Annotated in this window: 12 protein-coding genes; 7 read left to right on the top strand and 5 right to left on the bottom strand. The window is 64.1% G+C overall.

Annotation, left to right across the window (positions count from 1 at the left end):
• The first annotated feature begins 198 nt into the window (after nt 1-198).
• Nucleotides 199-999 (top strand): hypothetical protein, encoded by an 801-nt coding sequence (locus EPN51_RS12505; protein WP_293042714.1) that lies wholly within the window; start codon nt 199-201, stop codon nt 997-999.
• An 84-nt stretch (nt 1,000-1,083) separates the two neighbouring features.
• Here the strand turns inward: EPN51_RS12505 and EPN51_RS12500 are convergent, their stop codons facing one another.
• Together EPN51_RS12500 and EPN51_RS12495 are read right to left on the bottom strand one after the other, a co-directional pair.
• Complete coding sequence (locus tag EPN51_RS12500; RefSeq protein ID WP_293042712.1) at nt 1,084-2,085, bottom strand: hypothetical protein; 1,002 nt, start codon at nt 2,083-2,085, stop codon at nt 1,084-1,086.
• A complete protein-coding gene (locus EPN51_RS12495; protein ID WP_293042710.1) occupies nt 2,082-4,826 on the bottom strand; it encodes a PEP/pyruvate-binding domain-containing protein in 2,745 nt (914 codons plus the stop codon). Before EPN51_RS12495 ends, EPN51_RS12500 begins: the two co-directional genes overlap by 4 nt.
• Nucleotides 4,827-4,954: 128 nt before the next feature.
• Between EPN51_RS12495 and EPN51_RS12490 the strand changes: the two genes are divergently transcribed.
• The 5 genes from EPN51_RS12490 to EPN51_RS12470 all read left to right on the top strand — a co-directional run bounded on the left by EPN51_RS12490 (nt 4,955) and on the right by EPN51_RS12470 (nt 11,044).
• Nucleotides 4,955-6,346 (top strand): NAD(P)/FAD-dependent oxidoreductase, encoded by a 1,392-nt coding sequence (locus EPN51_RS12490; protein WP_293042709.1) that lies wholly within the window; start codon nt 4,955-4,957, stop codon nt 6,344-6,346.
• A gap of 56 nt (nt 6,347-6,402) precedes the next feature.
• The gene (locus tag EPN51_RS12485; protein ID WP_293042706.1) at nt 6,403-7,089 is read left to right on the top strand and encodes a TetR/AcrR family transcriptional regulator; all 687 of its coding nucleotides are present in this window, start codon (nt 6,403-6,405) and stop codon (nt 7,087-7,089) included.
• Nucleotides 7,070-7,759 (top strand): TetR/AcrR family transcriptional regulator, encoded by a 690-nt coding sequence (locus EPN51_RS12480; RefSeq protein WP_293042703.1) that lies wholly within the window; start codon nt 7,070-7,072, stop codon nt 7,757-7,759. Before EPN51_RS12485 ends, EPN51_RS12480 begins: the two co-directional genes overlap by 20 nt.
• Before the next feature lie 292 nt (nt 7,760-8,051).
• A complete protein-coding gene (locus EPN51_RS12475; protein ID WP_293042700.1) occupies nt 8,052-9,215 on the top strand; it encodes an LLM class flavin-dependent oxidoreductase in 1,164 nt (387 codons plus the stop codon).
• A gap of 749 nt (nt 9,216-9,964) precedes the next feature.
• Nucleotides 9,965-11,044, top strand: coding sequence for a hypothetical protein (locus tag EPN51_RS12470; RefSeq protein ID WP_293042697.1), 1,080 nt, complete (start codon nt 9,965-9,967; stop codon nt 11,042-11,044).
• 416 nt (nt 11,045-11,460) lie between these two features.
• Here the strand turns inward: EPN51_RS12470 and EPN51_RS12465 are convergent, their stop codons facing one another.
• Nucleotides 11,461-12,276: a hypothetical protein gene (locus EPN51_RS12465; protein ID WP_293042694.1), complete on the bottom strand. Its 816-nt coding sequence runs from the start codon at nt 12,274-12,276 to the stop codon at nt 11,461-11,463.
• 330 nt (nt 12,277-12,606) lie between these two features.
• Between EPN51_RS12465 and EPN51_RS12460 the strand changes: the two genes are divergently transcribed.
• Nucleotides 12,607-13,332, top strand: a complete 726-nt coding sequence (locus EPN51_RS12460; protein ID WP_293042691.1) for a TetR/AcrR family transcriptional regulator — start codon at nt 12,607-12,609, stop codon at nt 13,330-13,332.
• A gap of 8 nt (nt 13,333-13,340) precedes the next feature.
• Here the strand turns inward: EPN51_RS12460 and EPN51_RS12455 are convergent, their stop codons facing one another.
• Both EPN51_RS12455 and EPN51_RS12450 read right to left on the bottom strand, forming a co-directional pair.
• Nucleotides 13,341-14,381, bottom strand: a complete 1,041-nt coding sequence (locus tag EPN51_RS12455; RefSeq protein ID WP_293042688.1) for a hypothetical protein — start codon at nt 14,379-14,381, stop codon at nt 13,341-13,343.
• Between the two features lie 190 nt (nt 14,382-14,571).
• Nucleotides 14,572-16,197 (bottom strand): PEP-utilizing enzyme, encoded by a 1,626-nt coding sequence (locus EPN51_RS12450; RefSeq protein WP_293042685.1) that lies wholly within the window; start codon nt 16,195-16,197, stop codon nt 14,572-14,574.
• Nucleotides 16,198-16,235: the final 38 nt, after the last annotated feature.

The following is a 16,235-nucleotide window of genomic DNA, read 5'->3' as shown; positions in this document are numbered from 1 at the left end:
TGATCGCGTGGGCAGCATAATATGAACGATCGTTTATGGTGTTCGGCCTTCTGGGATGACAATCGGGTCCAAGGGAACGGGTTTGGCGGGGGCTAGCGTGCGAGTCGAGTACCGACGTCGAATGAAAGTAGTTGTCTTCGACCGCGAACACTGATGTGCGCCAGCCAGTTTCGCTACCTGCCGCACGGAGAGGCGCTGATGAATCGGCCTACGGCACCTGACTACCTCGTCATGCCCCATACCGCGCAGATCGTCTACACCGGCATTTGGGCGGCCGTGGTTCTCGCCTTTGTTGTCTATGCGGTGGTCGAGCTCGTCCTGCGGCGCAGTCCCCTGCTGTTGGTTCTGATGGCCGGTGGCGGGGTCGCCTATTTCAATGAGCCGATCGATGATCTTCTGGGCCTGGTATGGCATCCACGCCCGGGGCAATGGGTCATGTTCGACACGTTCGGGCCTGTCCCAGTCTGGGGACTCTTCGTCTACATTGCCCTCTTTGGTGGTATCCCGTACCTGATGTTGCGCGCCTTCGAGCGCGGGGTCACACGCGCCCGAATGTGGCTGTGGATAGGGGTTTTCTGGGTCGCAGATCTTGCTGTCGAGATCCCGGCGATTAACTCCGGGATGTATCAATACTACGGAAATCCCCCGATGAAAGTATTTGGACTGCCGCTGTACTGGTTTGCCATTAATATCGGCGGGCCGATCGAAACCGCGGTGGTCCTGCTGGTGACGGGTGGCTTTTTTGCCGGCTGGCGGTTACTGCTGCTACTGCCGATCCCGATGGTCCTCGACGCCGCCGGCAGCGTCGGCATGGGTTGGCCGATATTTTCGGCTCTGCATGCCGGATCGAACATGACGGTCAAGTACCTGGCCGCGTTCGCCACGATCGCCATGGCGGTAGCCATGCTGCATCTGATCATCCGATACGTCGCCGCAAAACGTAGCGGTGCCCCCGAACCGGTCGACCGCCCAGCAACACTCGCACCCGTGCAGCACTGAGGTGCCCTGCCCGACAGCGGCAAGCGGTTCTCCGCGGCTTGCCGCCCGATCGGTGGTTGCGATGCGCGGTCCTGGGTGCTTCCGTTACCGCGGGCGCGACAGCCGACCCGCGCGGTTGGTGCGTTCCACCCATCCGGTGCCGAGCTCGCCGTTGCATTGCACGACGGTCGGTCCCTCGACGTTGATTGTGTTGCTTTCGTCGGCCCAGCTTGTGCCCAAGGGCATTTCGAGTGGATGTGCCAGATGAAATGACATCGCGTGCCTCATCGTGACGTCTATCGACATGGGGCCGAGGTCGCTGTCGAGCTCCACCGTGAAAGTTCTGGGCTCTCCCGTCGGGTCGTCGAGGCCCGGGGTTCTGGTGGGTGAGGCACGAAGCATCTTGCCGTCTTCGACGATGAAGCCGAACTGCGCGTGCTCTGGGCCGTGGTCGCTGTCGTGCCACGCTTCGAGGACCAGAAATACCCTGCCGCTTGGGAAAAAGCCGTAGCACCACGTGTGGCGGTCCAATGTCAGGTAGTTGCGCCTGCCCCAGGTGTGATCCCGGAACGCTAGGCAGTCGACGTGAATCGCTTCGGCCCCATCGACGACGATGTCTCCGGTGACGCGGCCGCCCTGCTCCAGGTGGCCGTCGCCCCAGTCCTGATTGTCCATCGCGGCTCCGGCACTGAATGTGCCGAATACCCCGTCGAAGACCAGGTCGGCTTCCAGCGATACCGTCGGACCGTCCGGGACAAGCGCGCCGGCGGCGATGTCAGTGGTGGTCTTGGTGGCGTGTCCGCTGAACCGGGCGTGCCAGCGCTGTAACGGCTCCTCAACGGTGAACGAGCAGTTTCCCGAGCTCGCGACGTCGACGTTGTTGCCGTGCGTCCCGAACTCCCTGCGGCACAGAATCTCTCCGCCGGGCCGGTAGATCACCACCAGCCCTTCCCAGCGATTGGGATCGGTGTGCATGCGGCTCCAGTGCCAATAGAACGCGTGGTCGCTGGCCTGGTCGTATCCCATCAGGATCAGGTTTTCGCTGTACTCGGTAGGCAGCGGATCTGGGAGGTGGAGCTGATCACGGCGAGGGTCGGTCTCGATCATCGGGCAGCCTCCGCCATGTCGTCGGAATCGATTTCTTGGTCCACGTTTTCCAGATGCACTCGGCCGGTATCGCCGTCGACGGTGATCAATGCGCCGTCGGGGATCAGCTCCGTCGCACCGGCGATCTGCACGGCGGGAAAACCGTATTCGCGAGCCAGCAGCGATCCGTGCGCGAGCATTCCACCCGTCTCCAGCACGATGCCGGAGATCACCAGGAATACGGGAGTCCATCCGGGATCGGTGTGGTTGGTGACCAGGATGTCGCCCTTCTGGACACGGCCGATCTCTTCTATGCCGTGCAGGACACGGGCGCGGCCGGTGATGGTGCCGTGGCTGGTACCGATGCCAGTCAGGTCGCCTTCCGCGTTGTCGTCGGTCATCGCTACCGGCTTGCCCGCCTGCAGGTAGGTGGGCAGCTTGGCCTCCCGCGCGACGAAGCGGTCGAAGTCACGCATCCGCCCGGCAATCTTCGCTTTGGTCAGCGGGGTTGCTTCGTTGCGCCGCAAAACTTCGTAAAGTTCGCTGCGGCTGAGGAATTGGAAGTCACGATCGGTTTCGAAGATCCCGCGCTCCTGAAGCCTGCGACCGATCTCGACGAACGCGCGTTTGGCCGAGTACGTCGAGCGGTCGATGTAGTACCTCTCGTCGTCACGCACGATCAGGAACCTCAGCAGCCAGTCGTGGATGAGCTTGAACAGCTCGGCCCGCAGAAACCCGAACGGGCGCTTCTTGATGTTGTCGACGACCTCGTCGAGCACGGCATCGCGGCGGGCGTTGACGCGCTGTTCGTTGCCTTCGGGATCGAGCGCCTCGGGGCTGGACAACATCGTCTGCCACGCCCGGTAGTCCATCGAGGGATCTTCGAGTCTTCGCCGATAGTAGATGTCACGTTCGGCGTGCCCACGGTGCGCGTTGGCGTGTGCGAACATCCGATACCGGTTGAGAAAGTCCTGTCCCGCTTCGGATTTCTCTAGTGCGGCGAAGAAGCTGTTTCCCTCATGGGCGTCAAACAGTGCCCGCAGGTCGGGTGATTCGCGGATTTCCTCGGCGAAGCCAAGGAGCTCTATGTTCTCCTGCAGCGTCGCCGTGCGGCGGGCGGCACCGGAGAGCAGTTCGCCGAAGGCCAGGGGGTTGTCGCCGGTGTACCAGTGCGCGAGCATCCAGCCGAGAAAAGAAAAAGCATCCCTGGCGTAGAGGTAGTAGCCGGCCCAAAGTTGTTCTGCAAATGAGAATTCCAGCTCGAGCAGTTCTTCGGCGTGGCGTTCGAGCGCCCGGTCTGACAGCCTACGCAATTGGTCGTCGGGCAAGCCCGACGCTTCATCGACGCGATTGTAGAACCAGTCGTCGAATGTCTTCAGAAACGCATACGGCGTATTGGCCGGGTCGCCCGCGGCGGTGATCCGGGCATGCATCTTCAGGTACCTGGCGATGCTGAATGGCGAGGACAAGATCTCGCCGTGCCAGGTGGGCGGTACGTGGTTGAGTACGTTCGGACCGGGCCGGAACGCCGGGAACACGGTGTGTTCGATGATGGCCCGTTCGAGTCCGCAGTTGAAGTACGCCTCGGCCTTGTGGAACTTGAACATTCGACCGTGTTTCATCTCCGGTATGCCCCAGAGATCGGCGCAGCGCGAGTAGGCGCGCGTGAACATTTCGGCCCGCCAGGAATAGAACAGCGGCGTCACCGCGCCGGTCCACTGTTCGTCAGCCCAGGTGCGAGTCCAGACGGCGTCGTCGCGGTCGGGCAGCTTCTGCCATTCATCGACGTGGCTGTCCCACGACAGCTCGACTCCGGTGACCGGCCGGGATTGCAGTAAGTAGAGGCGGCCCCCCGCAATTGCCCACTCGATGTCCTGTGGCATTTCGTCGTAGGCGATCTCGACTCGCCTACCGAGCGCGCCGAGTTCGGCGAGTTGGTGGTCGGTAAGGGTGAACCGCTTGCGGTCCTCGGGACAGGTTTCACGGCTGAACGTGCCGTGCGCGGCATCGGGATCGCGCACAACCGTGACTTCCTTGTCACCGAGGGTGCGTTCGATGGGCTCCAGCGTTTCGCCGTCGAGAACCCAGGAATCCGGCGTGACGATGCCGGCCACCACGCTCTCGCCCAATCCCCAGTTGGCGTTGATCACCATCTGTTCGGTATCGGCTGTCAGCGGATTGGCGGTGAACAGCACACCGGAGACCTCGGACTCGACCATTTCCTGGATCACGACGGCGATTTTGGCGTTGCCATGATCGATGCCCGCGCGGTGGCGATAGTGGGTGGCGCGGGCAGTCCACATCGACGCCCAGCAGCGCTTGACCGCGTCGGTGACGGCTTCGGTGCCACGGATGTCCAGATACGTGTCGTGCAGCCCGGCGAATGACGTCCCGGCCAGGTCCTCAGCGGTTCCCGAAGACCGAACCGCCACATAGCTGTCGCTTGGCAACTGCCCGTAACACGCGGCGATGTCGGCGGCCAGCCCGGCGGGCATCGACGCCTCGATGATGGCGTTGCGGATACGCGCGGTGGTCTGCTCGAATGCCGCGGCGTCGTCGTAGTCGGCCTCGGCCAGCCACGTGGCGATGCGGTCCTGCAACGCGGATTGCTCGATGAACGCGCTGTAGGCGGCAGTGGTGACGACGAGGCCTTCGGGGACCGGGAAGCCCGCGGCGCTCAAGGCGGCAAGGTTGGCGCCCTTGCCACCGGTGTGTTCCGCGAGCTGCGCGCGGGGGTCGCTCAACGCCATTACATCGCTCACGGCAGTGGCCCGTTCCTCTCGTCGATGAGCCGGTCCGGCTGAACTTACATCATGTCCTGCCATTATGTCTCTACCCAAGACAGTATGTAAGGTCGTTGTGTTAATAGTTTGTCGACAAGGAGGTCGCAATGCCGGAAACCGCCGCGTCTGGACCGGTATTCGTCGTTGGCGCCGGACCCTCAGGCCTCGCCGCCGCACACCGACTATCCAGCCGGGGCCACCGGGTCGTGGTGCTCGAGCGGCGCGATCGGGTGGGCGGACAACTCCTGACCGTCAAACAGGATGGGTTCGTGATGGAGACGGGTGCCACGGTCCTTCCCGAGGCCTACGCGGCGGTCATGGGGCTGGTCGACGAGATCGGCATGCGCGATGAGCTGATCCCGTCGAACTCACTGATGGGATTCGTTCGAGACAAGAGGCTGCACTTGTTGCGGGCCGACAACCTCGCGCTGGACGCCGCCCGCACCAAACTCTTGTCCACGCGCGCCAAGCTCCAGGTCGGCAAGCTGGCAATCGATGCGCTACGGATCGGGAAACTGCTTAGCTACGAGGATCTTTCGCTGGCCAGCGCTTATGATCGGGAGACGCCCGCCGCATACGCCGCCCGTCGTGGGATCGATGGCGAACTCTACGACTACTTGATCGAACCCACGGTGCGTGCGGGCGCCGGTGTGCCCGGCGACGTTATCTCGGTCGTCGAGTTCTTCTTTCTCTGGCAGAAAGTGCTGGGCACCAAGCTCTATGCATTCCGCGACGGGTACACGTCATTCATGCGGCGGCTGGCCGCCCCGTTGGATGTACGTCTCGGGGTCGCTGTCGAGGAGATCGTCGAGCGTCCCGACGGCGTCGAAATCACGTGGACCGGGCCCGACGGCCAGCACACCGAAACCGGCGCGGGTGCGATCGTCAGCTCGATGGGCAACGAAGTCCCCGACCTGCTTCCCCAGCTCGAGCCCGACCGCGCCGCGTTCCTGCGCAACCTGCGATACACGTCGTGCATCAACATCAACGTCGGGCTGTCACGACCGCCCGCCAACATGCCCGCATCGTTCGTCGTCTTTCCCCGCCCGTCCTCGGATGCACTGTTCGCGATCATCGCCGAGCACAACAAAGCGCCGGGGCGTACGCCACCGGGCAAAGGGCTGATCGGGCTGTATTCCATGAACGAATGGGCCGTAGAGCACGCCGAAGACGACGACGACACGGTGCTCACCGGACTCTTGCGGGATGCCGAACCACTGATGCCGGGTGTCGCCGACCAGATCGAGTTCATCCGGGTCAACCGCTGGTACCCGGTCCTGGTGTACAGCCACCCCGGCCTATACCGAGAGCTCGGCCGCTTCTACGCCACCCGTCGCCGCGGCGGCCGCATTCACCTTGCCGGGTCCTACAACTCGTCAGGCAACGTCAACACCGCCGTCGCAGCCGGCGAGCGATCAGCTCGGGAACTCGCTGACGCGCTGGCGAATGCGGCCCGCCATTCACTTACGCCGTCCCGTCGCCCGGTGGGATCCGGCTGATGCACCGACCGAGTTATCCGGAAGTGCGGCCGATCAAATTGCATACTATGTGGACGATGCCTGACGACCAGCTAGCCGGCACGAGCGGGCCTGAGCCGGCCAGGCAATCCAACCGGGACGAGCGACGCCGCGCGATCGTAGCCCGACTCTCTTCCACACTCGAGGTTCTTCTCGAGGACGGCACGGTCTACTCCGACCTCAGCGTCGCCGCCCTCAGCCGTTCGGCCGGCATCTCGCGGTCACGGTTCTATGTCTACTTCGAAGACACCGGCGATCTACTGCGCGCGCTGACCGAGGACGCCGTCGTCGAGCTCTTCGACGCCACACTCGCGTGGTGGGCACTACCGCAGGATGGTACCTGGGAGCAGCTACGAACTGTAACCGAGCGCATTTTCGCCACCTACCAACGTCACCGGCAACTGCTACGCGCGGTCGAACAGGTGGCCACTCATGATTCCGCAGTCCGCCAACATTTTTCGACACTTTTCGAAGAAGGACTTGACGGGTATGCCGTGGAACTGGTCCACGGGCAGAAGCAGGGCAGTCTCGACCCGACGCTCGAGTCCCACAGGACTGCGGGCCTATTGGCGTCGATGACCCAGAGCGGTCTGTACGAACTCACCGCGACCGGGCAACTCGACAACCCGGACAGATGGATCGACAGCCTCACCACGATCGTGTGGAACACCCTGTACGCACCCACCCACCAGCCTCCGAGACATCATGCCCCCGACCACGCGTAGCAAGCAGAGTGACCGAGACTCGCGTCGCACGGCAACCCGCGACAAGCTGCTGCGGGCCCTCGAACGGTTCCACGCGACTGGGATGCACTACACCGAAGTCAGTGTCGAAAAATTAAGCGCCGCAGCCGGCCTGACGCGTACCACGTTCTACGTGTATTTCGAAGACAAGGTCGATCTGCTGTTGGCCTGGCTTGAGGAGGTAGGGGTAGCGGCGGGGTCAGCCCCCGCCGGATGGGCCGTGCGCGATCGCGCACCCACCCGGGCCGAGCTACGCCAAGACGTCGCCGATGCCCTGGCACGCTACCGCCCGCACGTGGCCGTGTTGGCCGCGGCGCGCGACACCGCCTTGTTCGAGACACGCGTTGACGCCGCCTATCGCGCATTCGTCCGCAACAGCATCGACGATCTCAGCGATCACATCGAGCGAGGAGTTCGCGGCGGCTGGGTCCAACCGGATCTGCCTGCGACCGAAATCGCGACGTGGTTAGCAAGCATGGTGCACCGGACCCTTTCTGCCACGCCACCTCTCGATGACGGCGCGTACCTGGACCGGCTCGACGACTACGCCGAGATATTCTGGAACACCCTGTATCGCCGGGTCGCCGACCCCGTCGGCGCGATACCGGGCGGCGGACAAAAAACGACCCGAACCCGTTCGCGAGCAAAGTAGTTCCGGCCATGGAGGCCAATCGGGTAGCTCCGATGGCGAAGCCGATCGGCGTCAGCGGTCCGGCAACCAGGCACAGTCGCCGCGCTATGTCCTCGACTCGACGGTGGGGGGGTCAGCGGACGTTAATGCCATCGCCGTTACCCCTGCGGTCGATCGTCTCGATTTCTAAGGCAAATGGATATTTTCAACTCAATGTGGCGGCGCTAACATATTTCTTCATGTGTGAACATACGTTCACACAGCCAACGCCGCATCCAGCTTTCCCGCCCGGTGTGCGGACAGAAGAGAGCCGGTGGCCGTGCCAACGCTGGAGACAAGCATCCCCGTAACAGTCGATCGCCATCTTCCTCCGACCGCGTTCGGTCAGATGGCCCAGGCGATCGCGGCGAGCGGCGTCGTCGACTACTTTCAGGTGTGGGACCAATTGACCTCCTGGTACCCACAGGGGTTGTGGACGCCGGAGAACACACCGCTCGCCGCGGTCATGCCGGATTGTGACAGCTTTCCCGACATGTGGACGATGGCCGGCTACGCCTCGGCGCTGGCCCCGGAACTGGGTATCGTGCTGTCGACCGACTCGATCCGGCGCGGGCCGGCCGAACTGGCCCAGTCGATGCTCACCCTGGCCGACCTGACCGGGGGTCGCACGATCGTGCAGATCGGCGCCGGGGAAATCAAGCAGTGCAAGCCGTTTGGCTGGAAACGCGCGCAAGGCATCGACCGGCTCGAAGACATCTACCGCGTCTTCGACAAACTGATGACCACCGACGGTCCGATCAACTTCGAAGGACACCACACCACGCTGACCGACGCGTGGATTGGGACCGCCAAGGCCAACCGGCCCGAACTGTGGGGCCTGGGCGGCGGACCCCGCATCATCGACCTGGCCACCAGCTACGGCGACGGCTTTTGCACCATGTGCCCGTTCGTATGGAGTTCTCCGGAGAAGTTTGCCGAGGAGCGCGACACGATGCGGGCGCAATTGGTACGCAAGGGACGTGACCCGGATGCCTTCAGATTCGGCGTCTGGGCGACCATGCTGCTGCATGAGGACCCCAATGTCGTCGACCGGGCACTGGACAACAAGCTGACCCGCTGGCTCACCGCCATCGCCGGCCGCGTCAACCAATCTGATTGGGATACAGAGGGTATCGAACCACCGATGCCCCGGGATTGGCACTACGCGATGAAGATGCTGCCGCTGTCGATGAGCACGGTCGAGGTCGAGGAATGGGCGGGTCGCGCAACCCGCGAGATGGCCGAAAAGTCCTACTTCTACGGTTCACCCGCCGAGGCCGCCGCCCAATTCCGGCCTTTCATCGACGCCGGAGTCGACTTCGTAGGAATCCTGGACATGGCCGCTTTCGTCCTGCAGCCCAACGAACTCCCCGACGCGCTGGGTCGCAGCATAGAAGTAAGCAGCTACCTAAAGGGCGCCGACGGTACACAACCATAGGCAGACACGCCGTGTTCCGTTCTCGGCACCCGCGACCAGCCATTTTGACTCACGCATGACAACCCGGCTTACCTTGGCGCACCGCTGACCGTCATGGCGCAGGCACACGGGATCGATTGGAAGAAAGCGGGTCTGGCGACGATTTGGCACCCCGATCCGGGGGCCACACCGCACGAAAAGCAGCTGACTAGTTGAAACGATACGCCGCCTTCTCGGGTAACGGGTCGCCCGATCCACTGATCGTGGCCGCCCTCGCAACGCCGCGCGATAGTCAACCCACTGGGCCTGAGCCGACCGTGTTGTGTTGGGGCGATGCGCGGCTGGCGAACATGCCTGTCCGCGACGATCTGCCGATCGCGCGGCGATCGACTGGGAGGAAGCCGGTCTGGGCAACCCCAGATGGATCTTGGTTACTTTCTGTACTTCATGCGTCACTACACCGGCGCGCTCCCGCGCGGAGCGGCTCACGGCGCCGAACATCTTCTGCACGTGCCGGTTTCAGCGGGCGGAAATCTCACGATGATATCTGTTTACGAACAGATATCATGGTATCGTCATCACGTGGCTGCAAGAACGATCGTTCAGCTGGCAGGACTGATGCCGCAAGCCCACACCGCACGGCGGCATCTGCGGGCCAACGACGTTCACTTGTGCCGATCCCCCCAAATCCATTTCCCGTGAATCGGCGCCCAACCGCCCCGAACTGCTACCCCGGAGGAATCCGTGATTCAACTGAAGGAGATCCGCCCATGACATATCGCGTGGTGCAGTGGGCGACAGGTTCGGTGGGTAGCTGGGCCCTGCGGCAGATCATCGACCACCCCGACCTCGAGCTGGTCGGCGTGTGGGTCTCCTCGGCGGCCAAGGATGGTCGCGACGCCGGGGAACTCTGCGGGCGGCCGGCCACCGGCATCAGCGCCACCACCTCGAGGCAGGCAATCCTCGACCTCGACGCCGACGTGGTGATCCACTGCTCGGTGGGCGTCGGCCCGCAGGGACTGCTGCCCTTCGACGACGACGTGATCGCTCTTCTGGAATCCGGCAAGAACGTCATCTCAACCGCGTCCTACTTCTCACCTCTCATTGAAGGCCCCGAACGGATGGCGGCACTCGAGGCGGCCTGCACCAAGGGCGGCTCCACCCTGTACGGATCGGGTATCGACCCGGGCTTCGTATGTGACCGGGTCGCAGCACTGCTGTCCGGAAGTGTCGCCAAGGTAAACAAAATCCGGATGATCGAGTCGATGGATGTCTCGACCAATCCAGGGGAATTGCTGCTCTCGGAGGTCGGGTTCGGTAAGCGGCCCGAAGACCGCAGCCTGGACTCCCCCGGCGTGCTGTACTACGGGCTGCGGCTGTTGCCCGCCGCGGTCGCCAAACTTGCCGACCTGCTCGGCGTGAAACTCGACATGGTGGTGCCCAGTAAGGCCGACGTCGTCCTCGCCGACCGCGATATGGACGTCGCGATGGGCACCCTGAAAGAAGGCACCATTAAGGCTGTCCTGCACGAGTTCTCGGGTATGCGCAACGGCGACGCCTTCATCACCCACCAGTGGGTCACCTATATGGGCTCCGACGGTATGCCCGAGGACTGGGTGCTGGCTCCGCAGGGCGAAGAGGGCAAGCCACCGCCGTACTTCGTGCGTGTCGAGATCGACGGTCGCCCCGGGCTGAAGGTCGACATGGTCTACACCGACGACGAGGACGAGTCCTCGTTCTCATTCCCGACCGCCACAGTCTGCATCAACTCCATCCCCGATGTCGTCGCGGCCCCACCAGGATTCCTACAGGAGGACATCTTCGGCCACTGGCGTCAGCCTTCCAGCTGACCAACCCCGACGACTCTGCTGCGCGTCCTGACGTCGTATCCGCCGCATCGCAATATCCGCATTGGAGGATGTACTTCGTTGATACGTGGAGAATTGCACACGATCAACGGAAGGCGGATCGAACACTCTCGGATCAGCGACCCTCGAATCGCTTGTGGCGCGCGCTGCCGGTCGACGGGCGCCGGAGTTCGCCTCCTTGAGCTTGCGGCAGATCTCGATGGTGCGCGACATGGATGTCTCGCGAAATCGTGCTTCTTGCACGGGACTTCGTTGATGAGTCGGCTCAGTTGCCGTCAGGGAAGAGGTCGTTTCGTCATGTGGTGCAGGGGTTTTGGTGTTCCCGAACGGGCCGGTCGATCACGTAACAGCGCGTCGATGCCTATCGGCGCAGCGACACCAGGCTAGCCACAATCGCGTCAGCCATTCCCCGCCGCGGTCGGCTGACGATGAAGCTGCCGTCTTAGCGATTCCACTTCCGCGGCGAGTTCACTGACCTTGCCGTGCAGATCGGACTCGAACTCGACGATCCCTTCCGGCGCCGCGTTCAGCTCATTCTCCTGGTCATTGATCGCTGCCAGCAGCACATACGTCATCACGAAGATCCAGGCGACGAAGACCACCACCGGGATCCAGAACGCGATGACCCCGTTCCAGGCCAGTGGACCCGATTTGAACGCGTAGATCATCGCGCCGGCGAAGAACAACAGCACACACCAGATGTTGAAATACCCGACCCAACGCTTGAACACCGGGTTGGGCCGGATATCGCGGAATGTGGCGATGGCGATGGCGATGCTCTGAATGAAGGCGGGTGAACCCACCCCCACGAACGGGAACCAACCGAGGTCGTTGGCGAACCGAGTCAGCTCGGCCGAGCGCTCATCGGGGCGGAATGCGGCAGTCGCCCAGGCCATGACGGGCAGGATGTACAGAATCGGCAGTGCCACACCCGCGATGAGTTGGCTGAGAGCCATGGGACTCCAGCGGCCCTCGATGCGCTGCATCTGCACCGCGATCGCGACAGCCCACGGAAACGCCAGACCACAGGACACCACCGTCAGGATCAGGCCTACCCTGATCCGGGTCTGATGATCGATGTACATCTGACGGATCGTCTCCGCGCTGGCGCTGGGCGACGGTGGCGGGATGAAGCCCATGACCAGCCAGAGCGCCGAGCCAGTGAGCATGATCAGCAGCGGCCCGCTCCACACGCATAGGCGCTGTGTCAGCATGCTTTTCAATGCGAGCTCGCGGGCGCTAACAGAGTCGTTCGCTCTGGTGGAAACGGCCACGATCGCCTCCTGTCGGGCAGATCGCGTTGTGGTGGCTGAAGGCCACCACAACGACCCACTTCCCCGTTTCAGACATCGGGTGTCTGATATATATCGGACGAGCGCGGAAAGTGTCAACCCCTGGCCGCATCCGCGCGCGGGATAGGGTCGGTGTCGGCTCTCGACGATCGGATGGTGAGTGACTGGCTTCGCCCTCATGATGTTGCCGCAGCACGTTGCTTCCTTTGTGCACTGCGGTGGTTCACTGTCCAGGCCGCCACGGGAGGCTCGGTGACCTCGGCCGACCAACGCAGCCCGGGACGACCGCGCGACCCCGATATCGATCAGCGTGTGCTCGAGGCCGCCCTGGACATCTACGCGCAACGCGGCTGGTCCGGTCTGACGATGCATGAAGTGGCGCGCCGAGCCAACATAGGCAAGGCGGCACTGTACCTGCGCTGGTCGTCGAAAGAGGATCTGGTCGCCGACGCCTTCGCGACGGGATCGCCGCGCTTCACGCCGGAGGACGCCGAGCTGCCTCCACGGGATCTATTGCTGGACATCGGCGTTCAGATGCGTCGACAGTACACCGGCCGGTTCGGGCGCGCCCTGGTGCGGTTGGCGCTGGATGCCGACCAAGTCCCCGAGCTCTACCAGCGCCTCTCGCAGCGCTTTTATCGGGAGCTCGATTTCGGCATCCGCGCCCTCGACGACGCCGGCGCGGCCGACGCGCTACCCCCCAACACCGGCTCGATTGCACTTATCGAAGCGCTGGGTGGAGCCATCCTGATGCGCACGTTGTTCACCGCCCGCTGGGCGGATCCCCATGGGATCGAGGCCACTGACGATTTCGTCCGTGGCGTGGTGGACATGCTCGCGTTTACTCCGACGGCGGGACCGCATTCCGGAGAACGCCCTGCCCCAGCATCCGCTGGGAATACGGACGACGCGGGTGACCCGTCAACCAGCAACGCGATCGCGGGCCGTCGCCCTCCGCGCCGCAGGCGCAGCCGCTGACTGCTGCCTCACTGCGGGCGAGTGGCCCGGTTGAGGCGCAGCGCGCGCTCCAGATGTCCGTATCCGAGCTGTCCGCGCTCATCGCGTAGCCGAATGGGTGATTCCGACAGCAGCACAGTATCGCCGGGGAGCTGCCAGCCAACGCCATTGAGGTTGTCGTGCTGTTGAGTCACGCTGAGGGTGCAGCCGTGCAGTACTTCGATGGCAAAGCGGCGCTCAACACCTCCGTCATCGACGATGAGCGGGAATTCGCTTGGTGCACCTGCTATGTCGTGGTCGGAGTGTCGGTGCGCCGTCACGGTCCGCTGCCCGTCGGTATCGAACCAGGCGCCGGTGGTCAAAACGGGCTGTTCGTCGGCGCGCCAGACATTGATGACGTGCAGGACATAGCCGGGCATGACGCCCACCACCCACTGGTCCCCGGCGAAGTGGGTCAGATCGCGCGCACCGCGGGAATGGTCGTTACAGCCGATCCCATCGAGTTGATGCTCGGTCCCGTTGACGGCCACCGTGCCATTGACCCGGTAGGCCTGCTGGGAGTGGCTGGACTGAGCGAAGTCGGGCATCGCGCCGCCGGCGGCAGGCCGCAGGTTCCACGGTGGCGCTGCTGCGACGGCTTCCAGATGCCAGCGCACCGGCACCTGTACGCCCGCCCCCGAGAGCCCCTGCACCAGCTGGCCGCTGCTGCTGAGCTCACCGGCGCCGTCGTAGCGGATTGTCCAGTGTTGCAGTGGATCCCGAACGTCGATTGACAAGTTCGCGGTGCGCGCACCGGCATCGGTGTTGCGGCCCCAATGCACATCGGAGGTCACGGCCCCGCCGGGCAGGTACGTGATGGCCTGGCACCACCGCAGGTCAAGATCCTTGGGGTAGCGGCCCATGTGCAGGAACACGCCGATCCCGGTCCGAGGTGACCACGCTTCGAAGAACGTCGTCTCGTTCCAGTGCGGCACGTCATACTGCGGGTCGCCGAAATAGTCCGCCGCGGGCGGCACATCGGGCAAGTCGGTCACCTGAATAACGCCGAGCTGCGTTGTGGTCGGTATCACCGGCATCTCCTTCCCGGTCCGATCGCGGCGAACGCGTTGTTCTCGTGAATGCCCATGCGGCATACGGGCAGAACAACTGCTGACAGTAGGTCTGCCAGGCTTGCCCGAATATCGGCGGCTGTGGCGGTGCGGCGCAGCCGCCAACCCAGCCCGAGGTGGTCAAGGTCGTGTGCGGCGTCGGGCATGGTCGTCAGTCCCGTGCTCGGTCCAGCACCTCGACGACGCCGCGTGCGCCGTCGACGCGGATCCGGTCACCGGTGCGCAACATCTGGGTGCCGGTGCGGGTGCCGATCACGCAGGGTATACCGAGTTCGCGGGCGACGATGGCGCCGTGGGAGATGGCGCCGCCGACGTCGATGACGAGCGCTGAGGCCACCATCATCAGCGATGCCCAACTCGGATCGGTGGTCCGGCACACCAGGATCTCGCCGGGTTCGAGTTCGTCATCGCCCTCGGGATCGAGGATCAGTCTGGCGACGCCCTCCACCACACCGGGCGACACGGCCGCACCGCTGACCGTGCCATCGACCCGCTCGGTGGTGGTTGCCAAAGCGAACGGTTCGGGGGCGCCCTGCCAGCCCTCGGGGATGCCCAGGGTTCGATACTCGTCGGTCACAGCGCGCCGAGTGGCGACCAGTGCGCCGACGCCGTGCGGCAACAACGGCGCGGTGAGTTCGTCGACGGTTAGCCAGAACACGTCCTCGGGATCGGTGAGTATCCCGTCCCGGCACAGCAGCGCGCCGCACACCCGGGCGGCGTCCCGCGCCACATCGAGACATTGCAGAAACGACGCTTTCCCGGTGCCGCGCAGTGGGATCAGCTTCGCGGCGACCGCCAGCAATGCCCTGGTCGCGGGGCGCTGCCAGCGCGGCAGCGCGGCAAGCAATTCAGCTTCGGCGCCCCTACGCTCCTCGGCGCGCCGAGCGACCACGCGTCGGGGATCGCGGTCATCAGGCATGTCCCGGTAGGCGGCGACCAAACGGTCCAGCGGCGTCCGGTCGAGCCGCCACACCCTCGCCGACAACTCACCCTCGTTGGGGCCGTGAAAACCGTGGCGGACCACGAACTCCTCGATGGACAGGCGGTCGCGCGAGACCGCCCACAGGTCACTGACCACGGTGGTTTCGGCCATCTCCCCGTAGCCGGTGACCAGGGATATCTCCAGACCCGGGCGGTGAGCCCGGGCCGCGGCGGCGCGTACCTGGTCATACAGGCTTTGGCACAACATCGCGGCCAGTGTGTGGGGACGCATGACCCGCTCGAACCTGGTGACGGCTTCGCGCAACAGAGTTTGGGCCGGCCGCAGTTCGGTGGGTCGCCCGGCTCCGACCGAGTGCTGCCACCAGGGATAGATGGTGGCAGTGGCCTCCCGGAGCCGCGCGGCACAGCGGGTGGCGTTGTAGGGCATCTTCACGGCGACGAAGGGGTATCGGGTGTAGACCTTTTTCGACGTCACGCCTGGGCGGACGCGGCCGAAGATCTGCTCTTCCACCGCATCGCCGCTGGTGCCCGGGGTGCGGTCGCCGACGAATCGAAAGGTGTTCAGATTGCCGGCGGCGCGACCGAACCACAGCGCCCACAGCCGCTGCTCGGTGTGGGCCGGGGGTACGCATTCGGCCTCCCGCAACACCCCCATGTCGGCGAACGCGCCACGCATCGATCGTTCGACACCGTCACCGAAGATCGACCAGGTCAGTGGCGTCGCTACACCCGGGAGCGCCTCGCTGGCGTTGCTGGTCGACCAGCCGACTGACGGGTCGCAGGTACCAGCGTGGATCGGGTTAGCCGCTCGCGCCGCCACACTCAGGTCAGGCATATTCCGCAGGTCCCTTCTCGTGCCGTGCCAGATCGGTG

Source organism: Mycobacterium sp. (assembly GCF_004298145.1).
Lineage (GTDB): Bacteria > Actinomycetota > Actinomycetes > Mycobacteriales > Mycobacteriaceae > Mycobacterium.
This window is presented reverse-complemented; position numbering and strand designations above follow the sequence as displayed.